Origin of the sequence: Pseudomonas anguilliseptica (genome assembly GCF_900105355.1) — a bacterium.
GTDB classification, from domain to species: Bacteria; Pseudomonadota; Gammaproteobacteria; order Pseudomonadales; family Pseudomonadaceae; genus Aquipseudomonas; species Aquipseudomonas anguilliseptica.
Genome location: NZ_FNSC01000001.1, coordinates 3092401 through 3104489 on the forward strand (window position 1 = coordinate 3092401; position 12089 = coordinate 3104489).

Here is a 12089-nt window from a genome sequence, read left to right on the forward strand (position 1 = left end):
CGCGGCGCGGCGCAAAGTCCGTGCGAGGTCAAGGGTTATGGCTGCGCAATATCTGCATATATTCGCCGCTGCTGTGTAGATCGCGCAGGCCCTGTTCAAACACGACACTCCAGTCCAGCTCGCCGGGCTTTGCCGGAACAAAACCGACCAGCAGCGGGATGCGCTCCAGCACATTGCCGTGCCAGCTAAGCTTGCCGCGCAGCTGCTCATCGTTGGCGACCAGGTGATTACCGACGATGCGCTCCAGCAGCACCATGTCGAAACGCCGGGCATTCAGTTTGCGCAGGTTGCTGATGTCGTCCACGGCGTCTTCGAGGGTCAGGCCGGCATCGAGAATATGTTGCGGGTAACCGTAACCGCGCACTATGCCCAGGGTTTTGCCGCGCAGTTCCTGCAGCTGGTTGAACTGCAGCGGATAGCCGTCGCGGATAAACAACCCCAGCTCGCTGTAGAACAGCGGGCGCGAGGGTAGCAGGCCTTCTTCTTTCACTTCCTTGGGCCACAGTGCCAGGGCGCCCTGGTAGTTACCGTTACTCAGCTCTACGCGCGCTCGCGCCCAGGGCAGAAAGTCGATTTGCAGCGGATGGCCGCGCACGGCAAAGGCGCGACGCGTCAGGGCGACGATGCTGCCGCCATTGGGCAGCTGTTCAGAGCTGTAAGGAGGGTATTCCAGGGTGGCCATACGCAGTTGTGGCTGGGCCTGCGCGAATTGCGCAAAGGATGGTCTGAAAAAGACTTCCTGATTTTGGCAAAATATCCGCACTCCACCCGCCGAGTTTTCCGATGAAGCAGATGACCTTCGCCGACGCCGAGTACGCCGGCAAGCGCAAGCAGACCCGCAAAGAATTGTTCCTGATCGAGATGGATCGGGTAGTGCCATGGAAAGGGTTGATCGCTTTGATCGAGCCGCATTATCCAAAGGGTGAAGGCGGCCGACCGTCCTATCCGCTGATGGCGATGCTGCGAGTGCATCTGATGCAAAACTGGTTCGGTTACAGCGATCCGGCGATGGAAGAGGCGCTGTACGAGACCACCATCCTACGCCAGTTTGCCGGGCTGACTCTGGAGCGCATTCCTGACGAAACCACCATCCTCAACTTCCGCCGCTTGCTGGAAAAACACGAACTGGCTGCCGGCATCCTGGCCGTGATCAATGGCTACCTGGGTGACCGTGGTTTGTCGCTGCGCCAAGGCACCATCGTCGATGCCACGCTGATCAACGCGCCGAGTTCAACCAAGAACAAGAACGGTAAGCGTGACCCTGAGATGCACTCAACCAAGAAAGGCAATCAGTATTACTTCGGCATGAAGGCGCACATCGGGGTGGATGACGAGTCTGGCTTGGTGCACAGCGTGGTGGGTACTGCCGCCAACGTGGCGGATGTCACCCAGGTCGATAAGCTGCTGCACGGCGAGGAAAACATGGTGGGGGCCGATGCCGGATATACCGGTGTCGAGAAGCGCCCCGAGCATGAGGGCCGTCAAGTGATCTGGCAGGTTGCAGCACGGCGTAGCACTTACAAGAAACTCGGTAAGCGCAGCGCGCTGTACAAAGCCAAGCGCAAAATCGAGAAGGCCAAGGCCCAAGTGCGAGCCAAGGTCGAGCATCCGTTTCGGGTGATCAAGCGTCAGTTCGGTTATGTGAAGACGCGCTTCCGTGGCCTGGTCAAAAACACGGCGCAACTGGTGACTTTATTCGCGCTGTCAAATCTGTGGATGGCGCGCCGACATTTACTGACGAATGCAGGAGAGGTGCGCCCGTAATGCTGGAAATGGCTGCCGCGAGGTGCTCGCGGCGGCTAAAAACACAGAAATGAGCCGGTAATCTGATCGTTTTTGATCGATTTATCACTTTCGAAATCAGCAGAGGCTGACGTCAGCCAGAAATGCATGGCTACTTCAGAGGATCCCAAAGAGAAACAGCAGGGTTGCAGCGAATAGAACGATAGGCATGGAGAGCCGTCAGCGCAGGGTGCAGATTGGTTATAGGCGGCGCGGCAGGATAGTTCCACAGGGAGCGGCAAGATTCAGTGCGTCAATGACGCTGTCCGGCTATTTGCCTGTTTGGCGTTAGCTGTTAACGTCCAGCCAACTCCGCAGCGCGGATCAGACCATCTCAGGGCAAGAGGATAAAAATAATGCAGCCTGATTTCTGGAGCGACAAACGCCCGGCCGGCGTACCCACTGACATCGACCTGGGGCTTACAAATCGGTTATTGAGGTGTTCGAGCGCTCGTGCAAGAAGTTCGCCGACCGGCCCGCTTTCAGTAACCTGGGTGTAACCCTGACCTATGCCGAGCTTGATCGGCTCTCGGCGGCCTTTGCCGCCTACCTGCAAAAGCACACCGATCTACAGCCGGGCGAGCGCATCGCCGTGCAGATGCCCAACGTGCTGCAGTACCCGATTGCCGTGTTCGGCGCGATGCGTGCCGGGCTGATTGTGGTCAACACCAACCCGTTGTACACCGCGCGCGAGATGCGTCACCAGTTCAAGGATGCCGGCGTGCGTGCGCTGGTGTACCTGAACATGTTCGGCAAGCTGGTGCAGGACGTACTGCCGGATACCGAGATCGATTACCTGATCGAAGCCAAGATGGGTGACCTGCTGCCAAGCCTCAAGGGCTGGTTGGTCAACACTGTGGTGAAGAAGGTCAAGAAGATGGTTCCTGACTACCACCTGCCGCAGGCAGTGGGCTTCAAGGATGCGCTCAAGCAGGGCCAGGGCCATGCGCTGAAGCCGGTCAAGGTCGGCCAGGAAGACATCGCCGTGTTGCAATACACCGGCGGCACCACCGGTGTGGCCAAGGGCGCGATGCTTACCCACGGCAACCTGGTGGCCAATATGCTGCAAGTCGATGCCTGTCTGTCGCAGCTGGGCAACGATGGCACCCCGCTGATGAAGCAGGGCCAGGAAATCATGATTGCGCCGCTGCCGCTTTACCATATCTATGCCTTCACCGCGAACTGCATGTGCATGATGGTTAACGGCAACCACAACGTGCTGATCACCAACCCGCGCGACATTCCCGGCTTCGTCAAGGAATTGGGCAAGTGGCAGTTCTCCGCGCTGCTGGGGCTTAACACGCTGTTTGTCGCGCTGATGGACAACCCCGACTTCAAGAACCTGGATTTCTCCCATTTCAAATTGACCAACTCCGGCGGCACGGCGCTGGTCAAGGCCACAGCCGAGCGCTGGCAGGCCATGACCGGTTGTCCGGTGACTGAAGGCTATGGCCTGACCGAAACCTCGCCGGTAGCCAGTACCAACCCCTACGGTGACAAGGTTCGCCTTGGGACGGTCGGCATCCCTGTTCCGGGTACGGCGTTCAAGGTGATCGATGATGACGGCGTCGAGCAGCCTCTGGGCGAACGCGGCGAGCTGTGCATCAAGGGGCCGCAGGTGATGAAAGGCTACTGGCAGCGCGAGGAAGCGACCGCTGAAGTGCTGGATGCCGAAGGCTGGTTCAAAACCGGTGATGTGGCGGTGATCGATCCGGATGGCTTTGTACGCATCGTCGACCGCAAGAAGGGCATGATCATCGTTTCCGGCTTCAACGTGTACCCCAACGAGATCGAGGATGTGGTCATGGCCCACCCGAAAGTCGCCAGTTGCGCGGCCATCGGTGTGCCGGACGAGAAGTCCGGGGAAGTGGTCAAACTGTTTGTGGTGGCGCGTGACAGCAGCCTCAACGCCGATGAACTGAAGGCCTACTGCAAGGAGAATTTCACCGGCTACAAGGTGCCCAAGCAGATCGTTTTCCGTGATTCGCTGCCGATGACCCCGGTCGGCAAGATTCTGCGTCGCGAGCTGCGCGATATCGCCTGATCGTTTCAAGGCCGTGACTGTTTCAGCGCATACCGCAGTGGCAATGGCGGGTGCGCTGAAATCCCTTCCGTCGCTGCGCAACGGCTATAGTCCGCCGGTTTCAGCGAAATTATGAAAATGACTGATTATTGAGTTGTGGTCACTTTTGTGACTGTTGCGGCGCTTATTGGTGCTAGTCGCTGTTTGGCAAAGCTGCTACTCTCGGGCGGCTTTTTTGTGATCCACCATCCATAGTGATCCGCCTTTTGGGCCGTCGCTGTATGACGTCAAAAATTGCTCACGGCAATTTTTTTGCCGTTCAAGTCGCAGAAAACACGTAAATCTACAATAAACAACCGTCTACGCGCGGTGAAGATCAAGCTGTTGCTGAGGAGTGGGCTTCCATGACCGAAAACTTTTGGAAGGATAAGTATCCCGTTGGGATTGCTGCCGAAATCAATCCTGACCAGTACCCGAACATCCAGGCGGTACTGAAAGAGTCCTGCCAACGCTTCGCCGACAAGCCAGCTTTCAGCAATATGGGTAAAACCATTACCTACGGTGAGCTGTACGAGTTGTCCGGCATCTTTGCCGCCTACTTGCAGCAGAACACCGACCTGCAGCCCGGCGACCGTATCGCCGTGCAACTGCCCAACGTGCTGCAGTACCCGATTGTGGTCTTCGGTGCTCTGCGCGCCGGTCTGGTGGTGGTCAACACCAACCCGCTGTATACCGCGCGGGAAATGGAACACCAATTCAACGATTCTGGCGCCAAGGCCCTAGTCAGCCTGGCCAACATGGCCCATCTGGCCGAGCAGGTACTGCCGAAAACCGGGATCAAGACGGTTATCATCACCGAAGTCGGTGACATGCTTTCGCCCCTCAAGCGCCTGCTGGTCAACAGCGTGGTCAAGCATGTGAAGAAGATGGTGCCGGCTTACAACTTGCCGCAAGCCGTTAAATTCACTGCGGCCATGGCCAAAGGCCGTGGCCAGGCACCCAAGGATGCCGCGCCGAACAATGGCGATATCGCCGTGCTGCAATACACCGGCGGCACCACCGGCGTGGCCAAGGGCGCGATGCTCACCCATCGCAACCTGATCGCCAACATGCTGCAGGTCAAGGCACTGATGGGCTCGGAAATGAGCGAAGGCAGCGAAGTGCTGATCGCGCCATTGCCGCTGTACCACATCTACGCCTTCACCTTCCATTGCATGGCGATGATGCTGATTGGTGGGCACAACGTGCTGATCACCAACCCGCGTGATCTACCAGCCATGACCAAGGACCTGGCCAAGTACAAGTTCACCGGTTTTGTCGGCCTCAACACCCTGTTCGTTGCCCTGTGCAACAACGAGGACTTCCGCAAGCTGGACTTCTCCACCCTGAAGGCCACCTTCTCCGGCGGCATGGCACTGCAACTGGCAACCGCCGAGCGTTGGAAGCAGGTGACTGGTTGCTCGATCTGCGAAGGCTTCGGCATGACCGAAACCAGCCCGGTGGCTTCGGCCAACCCGTTCAGCAATATCCAGATCGGCACCATCGGTATTCCGGTGCCGTCGACCGTTTGTAAGGTAATCGACGACGAAGGCGTCGAGCAGCCACTGGGTTCGATTGGCGAGCTGTGCGTAAAAGGCCCGCAGGTGATGAAGGGCTACTGGCAGCGCCAGGAAGCCACCGACGAAATCCTCGACGCCGAGGGCTGGTTGAAGACCGGCGATATCGCGGTGATCCAGGAAGACGGTTACATGCGTATCGTCGACCGCAAGAAGGACATGATTCTGGTGTCCGGCTTCAACGTCTACCCGAACGAGCTGGAAGATGTGCTGGCCACGCTGCCAGGCGTGCTGCAGTGTGCGGCCATCGGTGTGCCGGACGAGAAATCGGGCGAAGCGATCAAGATCTTCGTGGTGGTCAAACCGGGTGAAACCCTGACCAAAGAGCAGGTCATGGAGCACATGCGCGCCAACGTCACCGGTTACAAGGTGCCGAAAGCCGTAGAGTTCCGCGATGTGCTGCCGACCACCAACGTCGGCAAGATCCTGCGCCGCGAACTGCGTGACGAAGAGCTGAAGAAACTGGGCAAGAAATAACCGCCCGGTAAAACAAAACCCCGCATTGGCGGGGTTTTTTGTGCTTGGTTGAAAACCGCTCGGTCAGCCGGTGCGCCAGGTGATTTCCTCCACCCCATCGGCGCTGATGCGCATCCAACGGTCGGCTTGTTCATCGCTTTCTTCTTCCTGCCAGCCGCCCGGCGCGCAGCGCACTTCGACATTCAGTGCGGCGAAGGCGGCCTGGGCGCAGGCCAGGTCGTCGGCCCAGGGCGTGGCGTCGCTTTCCAGGAACAGGCTGTGCCATTTGCCGACTGCCTTGGGCAGCCAGGTGACGGGCACATCACCGGCCATGCACTTGAAGGTCTGGCCTTTCTGCTGCCAGGGCGTGCAGCGGCCCAGTGCGTTGTTCAGCCACTCGCCGATGGCGGTGTGGTCGGCATCTTTCAGGTAAATCTCGATATCCGGTTGGCGCATGGTCATAGTCTCTCGATCCAGTCGTAGCGGATGGCGACAGTCACGTCGCAGGGTTCGGCGATCACCGCCGCGCGGCGTTCGGCACTGGCACGCCAGCCGTGTGGGGTCATGGCCAGCAGGTCAGCACGGGCTTCGCTGCTGGACAGATGCAGATTGAACGTGAGTGTTTCGCTGTGAGCCAGGCGCATGCCCTCGGGGATCAGCTCCAGATGCTTCTGATCATCGTAGTCGCGCACTTCGTCATACAGCTTCTGCCGTAACTCCATCAGATGCTCACGGGTCGGGCCCATGCGCAGCAGGCCGCCACCGGGGGCGAGCAGGCGCTTGGCTTCCTGCCAGTCGAGTGGGCTGAAGACGCTGGCTAGCAGTTGGCAGCTGGCGTCACTCAGCGGCACGCGCGCCATGCTCGCCACCAGCCAGTTGAGCTGGGGCGCACGTTTGCAGGCGCGTTTGACTGCTTCGCGTGAGATGTCCAGGGCGTAGCCGTCGGTCTGCGGCAGGGCGTCGGCGATCTGCGCAGTGTAGTAACCCTCACCGCAACCAATATCCAGCCAGCGCGCCGGGCTATAACGGGCCGCCAGTTCGGCCAGGCGTTTGGCCAGTGGCGCGTAATGGCCGCCTTCGAGAAAGCGCCGCCGCGCCTCGACCATGGCGGCGTTGTCGCCCGGATCGCGGCTGTTTTTGTGCTGCACCGGCAACAGGTTCAAGTAACCCTGGCGCGCGCGGTCAAAACGGTGGTTGGCCGGGCAGGCGACGCCGTTGTCGAGCGTCTGCAAGGCTGCCTGGCAGATCGGGCAGATCAGACTCATGCGAGCAGATTGACCAGGGTTTGATAATAGATTTCGGTCAGCACATCCAGATCACTGGCCAGTACACGTTCGTCGACCTGGTGGATGGTGGCGTTGACCGGGCCGAGTTCGACCACCTGGGTGCCGAGGGTGGCGATAAAGCGCCCGTCGGAGGTGCCGCCGCTGGTCGATGGCTTGGTGTCGCGGCCGGTGACCGCCTTGATGCTGGCCGCTACGGCGTCGAGCAATGCACCCGGCTCGGTGAGGAAGGGCAGGCCGGAGAGCGCCCAGTCCAGCTCGAAATCCAGGCCGTGCTTGTTGAGGATGGCCTCAACACGCTGCTGCAGCCCCTCGACCGTCGATTCGGTAGAGAAGCGGAAGTTGAAGATGGCCTTCAGTTCACCCGGAATCACGTTGGTCGCGCCGGTGCCGGCGTTGAGGTTGGAGATCTGGAAGCTGGTGGGCGGGAAGAAGGCGTTGCCGTCATCCCAGTGCTCGGCGGCCAGTTCGGCCAGGGCCGGTGCGGCCAGGTGAATCGGGTTGCGGGCCAGGTGCGGGTAGGCCACGTGGCCTTGCTTGCCGCGTACGGTGAGGGTGCAGCCAAGCGAGCCGCGGCGGCCGTTCTTCACCACGTCGCCGACCAGGGTGGTGCTCGATGGTTCGCCGACGATGCACCAGTCCAGGCGCTCGTTACGTTCGCGCAGGCGTTCAACCACAGCCTTGGTGCCGTGGTGCGCCGGGCCTTCTTCATCACTGGTGATCAGAAAGGCGATACGGCCTTTGTGGTCCGGGTATTCGGCGACAAAGCGTTCAACGGCGATGATCATCGACGCCAAGCTGCCTTTCATGTCCGCCGCGCCACGGCCACAGAGCATGCCGTTTTCATCAATCAGTGCATCGAACGGCTGGTGCTGCCAGTTGTGTACTGGGCCGGTGGGCACCACATCGGTGTGCCCGGCAAAGCACAGTACGGGGCCCTCTTGGCTGCCGTGGCTGGCCCAGAAGTTGTCCACTTCTTCGATACGCATCGGCTCGATGGTGAAACCGCAGGCGGCAAGGCGGCGCGTCATCTGCTCCTGGCAGCCTTCATCAAGCGGCGTGACGGAAGGACGACGAATCAGCTCGCAGGCAAGCTCCAGCGTCGGGGAGAGGGGCGTGGCGTTGGCGGTCATTGCGGCTCCAAGGCGGCATCAAGCGGAAAGGCCGCCATCTTAAAGCAAAACGGCGGCCATTGGCCGCCGTCTGGCATTCAAGCCCGCCTGTAATCAGCTGGCACCGGCGGTTTCCTGCGTACTTGCCTGGGGCGCGGGCAGGGACGACAGCAGGGCCATAATCAGCGCCGCCAGGTACGGCAGCGACTGCACCAGTAGCATGGCCACCCAGAACTTCACATCGGCGCTGGGCAGGCCCTGGACGACGCTGATACCGATGGCCGAACCCCACAGAAGCAGCATGATGAACACTTCTTCGCGGGCCTCGGCCAAGGCCACCAGGATGCCGTGGTTGCTGGCCATCTTCGGTGTGCGGAAGAACGGGATGGTCTTGGTAAAGGTGCCGTAGAGCACTGCCTTGGCAATCGTGTGCGACAGCGCCAGCCCCGCCAGTGCAGCCTGGAACGAGCGCATCAGGTCGACGCCCATGGCCTTGCGGTAGAGGAACAGGATCTTGCCCAGCTTGAAGAAGAACAGCGCCAGGGGCGGGATGGCGAAGATCATCAGCGGCGGGTCGACCCGCTGCGGCACGATGATCATCGCCGCCGACCAGAGCAGTGCACTGACGGCGAAGAAGATATTCAGGCCATCGGCAATCCAGGGCAGCCAACCGGCGACGAAGTGATAACGCTGGCCGGTCTTGAGTTCGGAGTCCTTGCCGAGGAACAGGCTGCGTGCATGGCCTTTCATGATCTGAATGGCGCCGTAGGCCCAGCGGAAGCGCTGCTTCTTGTAGTCGATAAAAGTGTCCGGCATCAGCCCCTTGCCGAAGCTTTCGTGGGCGTAGGCGGCGCTATAGCCTTTCTCGAATACGCGCAGGCCCAGTTCGGCGTCTTCGCAGATGGTCCAGTCGGCCCACTTCAGTTCATCCATCACGGTGCGGCGGATCATGGTCATGGTGCCGTGCTGGATGATCGCGTCGCGGTCGTTACGGGTGACCATGCCGATATGGAAGAAGCCCTTGTATTCGGCGTAGCAGAGCTTCTTGAAGATGTTTTCGTTGCCGTCGCGGTAATCCTGCGGCGATTGCACCACGGCGATTTTCGGGTCGCTGAAGTGCGGCACCATGTACTTAAGCCAGTTCTTGTCGACGCAGTAGTCGGCGTCGATTACCGCTACCACTTCGGCTTCTGGCGCGGTGTGCGGCAGGATGTAGTTCAGCGCGCCGCCCTTGAAGCCGGCAATCGGCGAAACGTGGAAGAAGCGGAAGCGTGGGCCGAGAACCTTGCAGTAGGCTTCTACCGGCTCCCACACGGCCGGGTCCTTGGTGTTGTTGTCGATGATCAGGACTTCGTAGTCCGGGTAGTCCAGCGCTGCGAGGGCATCGAGGGTCTGTTTGACCATCTCTGGCGGCTCGTTGTAGCAGGGCACGTGGACTGACACCTTGGGCCGGTAGGCCGTATCGGCGACGACGGGTTGGAACGGTCGGCGGCGTGCGCGGGTCCAGGCGGTTTCGGCCAGTTCGTGGGCTTCGGTGAGCAGCACGATAAATACGCCGAAAGCGCCGATACCCAGTAACAGACCGACCAGGGTGCTGAACCAGGTGCTGTATTGCTGGCTGTAGTCGTAACCGATCCACACCAGGGCCGAGCCGCCGGCGAACGCGACAATGGTCAGGAAGGTGCGGCCGCGCTGGCGCAGGGCGCTGCCGTCGATCAGCATCAGCGCCAGGCTGAGCAGGGCCAGCACCACCGAGCCGATGGCCAGCAAACGCCACTGGGGAATCGCAACCACAGGGCCCTCGAAAGCGAACTTGGCCTGGCGCTCGAGGTTGTACACCCCCCAATAGGCGCCCACTGAGCCTTCATCGCTGGCCTTCCACGGCTGGTCGAAGGCTTCGATGACGAAGTAGTTGTAGCCCTTGGCGTTCAGCGCATTGACCAGGGTGCGCAGGTAGATAGCCTGGTCCGCCTGGGAGGCATCGGCGCCGCCGCGCATGCGCCCGTTGCTCGGCCAGCCGACTTCGGAGAGCAGCAGGTTTTTTTTCGGAAAGAGTCTTTTCAGGTCCTTGGCGCGCTCGAGGACGAACTTGGTGGCGTCCTCGAGCGGCACGAACTCCCAGTACGGCAGCACGTGGGCGGCGATCAGGTCGGTGTGCTGCGCCAGTTCCGGATGATCCTGCCAGATGTGCCACTGCTCGGAGGTGGTTACTGGCACCTTGACCGCCGCGCGTACACGATCGATGTAGGCAATCAGGTTCTCTGGCGTCACTTCAGTGCGGAACAGGGCTTCGTTACCAACCACCACGCGCACCACGCTGCGAGAGTTGTTGGCAATTTCGATGGCCTTGGTGATTTCCCGCTCGTTGCGCGCAAGGTCCGGACTGATCCAGATACCCAGGGTCACGCGCAGGCCGAACTCTTCAGCCAACTCGGGGATATTGCCCAGTGGGCCGTCTACCGAGTAGGTGCGAATGTTGTCGGTCTGGGTGCTCAGCAGTTCCAGGTCGGCGCGCATCTGCTCATCGCTGGGGTAGGTGTCCTGCTGCGGGTTTTGCCCGGCGCGGAAGGGCGAAAATGAATACCCGGAGATCTGTTCAGGCCAGTCTGGTGCGGTTATCGGGCGGTTATACAGTGCCCAGATACCGGTAAACACAGCGGCAATTGCCAGGAACATGACCAGGTTCAGTCCAAACTTACGCGAAGGCATAGTGTGCAGGTCCAGCGAAGGGGCAATAAAGAGCGACGAGCGTCGGGTGGCGCATGCTACGCCGCCGCCATTGGGCTGTATAGCTGGCTGGTCGGCATATTGATGGGGCGATTGTCGGTCTTGAAGGTTCCGATGATGGCGATATGCTATGACTGTTCATCGGTTAGGTAGGGCTAGACCAAGACAATGCTTGGGTGCAGCTCGTCGGCTACCTATAATGCGCGCCGCTTGTGGCTTGCGAGAGAGAAGAATGCCTGTGGATGAACAACGTTTTGCCGGAATCGCTCGTCTGTATGGTCGTCAGGGAGCCGAACGGCTGGCGGCTGCGCATGTGGCGGTGGTCGGTATTGGCGGAGTGGGTTCCTGGGCAGCCGAAGCACTGGCGCGCTCCGGGGTGGGCGAGATTTCCTTGTTTGATCTGGATGATGTTTGCGTCAGCAACAGCAACCGCCAACTGCATGCGCTCGACAGCACGGTCGGTCAGCCCAAGGTCGAGGTGATGGCGGCGCGTATTCGGGCGATCAACCCGGCCTGTGTGGTGCATGCGGTGGCGGATTTCGTGACGCGTGAGACCATGGCCGAGTACATCACTGAGCACCTGGATGCAGTGATCGACTGCATCGACAGCGTCAATGCCAAGGCTGCGCTGATTTCCTGGTGCAAGCGGCGCAAGATCCAGGTGATTACTACCGGCGGCGCCGGCGGGCAGATCGACCCGACGCAGATCCAGGTCGGCGACCTGAACAAGACTTGGAACGATCCACTGGCTTCCAAGGTGCGTTCCACCCTGCGCCGCGATTACGGCTTCTCACGCACACCAGGGCGCAACTACAGCGTGCCGTGCGTCTACTCCAGCGAGCAGCTGCGCTACCCCAAGGAAGACGGCAGCATCTGCCTGCAAAAACGCTTTGACGGGCAAAGCGTGCGCATGGACTGCGCTGGAGGGATTGGCGCGGTGATGATGGTGACTGCCACGTTCGGTATGGTCGCCGCCGCCAAGGCTGTGGACCGCCTGGTCGCCGGTACGCGGCGGCCCTCCGAGCGCGCCAGGGCGTCATGAGTTGCCGCCAGGCGGTAGTTGCTGCGGCCGATTCAGGCCTAGACTCTT

The 12089-nt window shown here is 60.5% G+C and carries 8 protein-coding genes and 1 pseudogene; 4 read left to right on the forward strand and 5 right to left on the reverse strand.

Annotated elements, in window-relative coordinates:
• Window positions 1–28: 28 nt before the first annotated feature.
• Complete coding sequence (locus BLW24_RS15000) at window positions 29–682, reverse strand: substrate-binding periplasmic protein (RefSeq protein ID WP_090383146.1); 654 nt, start codon at window positions 680–682, stop codon at window positions 29–31.
• A gap of 101 nt (window positions 683–783) precedes the next feature.
• Here BLW24_RS15000 and BLW24_RS15005 point away from each other — a divergent pair, with 101 nt between their 5' ends.
• From BLW24_RS15005 to fadD1, 3 genes and pseudogenes are all read left to right on the forward strand, one after another.
• Window positions 784–1764, forward strand: coding sequence for an IS5 family transposase (locus tag BLW24_RS15005; RefSeq protein ID WP_090375326.1), 981 nt, complete (start codon window positions 784–786; stop codon window positions 1762–1764).
• Between the two features lie 374 nt (window positions 1765–2138).
• Window positions 2139–3826: pseudogene (gene fadD2 / locus BLW24_RS15010) on the forward strand (long-chain-fatty-acid--CoA ligase FadD2).
• A 383-nt stretch (window positions 3827–4209) separates the two neighbouring features.
• Window positions 4210–5898, forward strand: a complete 1689-nt coding sequence (gene fadD1 / locus BLW24_RS15015; protein ID WP_090383152.1) for a long-chain-fatty-acid--CoA ligase FadD1 — start codon at window positions 4210–4212, stop codon at window positions 5896–5898.
• A 63-nt stretch (window positions 5899–5961) separates the two neighbouring features.
• Here the strand turns inward: fadD1 and BLW24_RS15020 are convergent, their stop codons facing one another.
• From BLW24_RS15020 to BLW24_RS15035, 4 genes are all read right to left on the reverse strand, one after another.
• Window positions 5962–6333 carry a hypothetical protein gene (locus BLW24_RS15020; protein WP_090387753.1) on the reverse strand — a complete coding sequence of 124 codons (372 nt, stop codon included), beginning with the start codon at window positions 6331–6333 and terminating at the stop codon, window positions 5962–5964.
• 2 nt (window positions 6334–6335) lie between these two features.
• The gene (locus BLW24_RS15025; RefSeq protein ID WP_090383157.1) at window positions 6336–7142 is read right to left on the reverse strand and encodes a putative RNA methyltransferase; all 807 of its coding nucleotides are present in this window, start codon (window positions 7140–7142) and stop codon (window positions 6336–6338) included.
• Window positions 7139–8293 (reverse strand): succinyl-diaminopimelate desuccinylase, encoded by a 1155-nt coding sequence (gene dapE / locus BLW24_RS15030; protein WP_090383165.1) that lies wholly within the window; start codon window positions 8291–8293, stop codon window positions 7139–7141. The genes BLW24_RS15025 and dapE overlap by 4 nt, the downstream gene beginning before the upstream one ends.
• A gap of 93 nt (window positions 8294–8386) precedes the next feature.
• A complete protein-coding gene (locus BLW24_RS15035) occupies window positions 8387–10981 on the reverse strand; it encodes a glycosyltransferase (RefSeq protein ID WP_090383168.1) in 2595 nt (864 codons plus the stop codon).
• A gap of 250 nt (window positions 10982–11231) precedes the next feature.
• Here BLW24_RS15035 and tcdA point away from each other — a divergent pair, with 250 nt between their 5' ends.
• Window positions 11232–12041: a tRNA cyclic N6-threonylcarbamoyladenosine(37) synthase TcdA gene (gene tcdA, locus BLW24_RS15040; RefSeq protein WP_090383173.1), complete on the forward strand. Its 810-nt coding sequence runs from the start codon at window positions 11232–11234 to the stop codon at window positions 12039–12041.
• The last annotated feature ends 48 nt before the right edge of the window (window positions 12042–12089 follow it).

What these genes read in the sequence shown, in the direction of transcription:
- BLW24_RS15000 (WP_090383146.1), bottom strand. Translation starts at nt 682, where the DNA reads ATGGCCACCCTGGAATACCCTCCTTACAGCTCTGAACAGCTGCCCAAT.
- BLW24_RS15005 (WP_090375326.1), top strand. Translation starts at nt 784, where the DNA reads ATGAAGCAGATGACCTTCGCCGACGCCGAGTACGCCGGCAAGCGCAAG.
- fadD1 (WP_090383152.1), top strand. Translation starts at nt 4,210, where the DNA reads ATGACCGAAAACTTTTGGAAGGATAAGTATCCCGTTGGGATTGCTGCC.
- BLW24_RS15020 (WP_090387753.1), bottom strand. Translation starts at nt 6,333, where the DNA reads ATGCGCCAACCGGATATCGAGATTTACCTGAAAGATGCCGACCACACC.
- BLW24_RS15025 (WP_090383157.1), bottom strand. Translation starts at nt 7,142, where the DNA reads ATGAGTCTGATCTGCCCGATCTGCCAGGCAGCCTTGCAGACGCTCGAC.
- dapE (WP_090383165.1), bottom strand. Translation starts at nt 8,293, where the DNA reads ATGACCGCCAACGCCACGCCCCTCTCCCCGACGCTGGAGCTTGCCTGC.
- BLW24_RS15035 (WP_090383168.1), bottom strand. Translation starts at nt 10,981, where the DNA reads ATGCCTTCGCGTAAGTTTGGACTGAACCTGGTCATGTTCCTGGCAATT.
- tcdA (WP_090383173.1), top strand. Translation starts at nt 11,232, where the DNA reads ATGCCTGTGGATGAACAACGTTTTGCCGGAATCGCTCGTCTGTATGGT.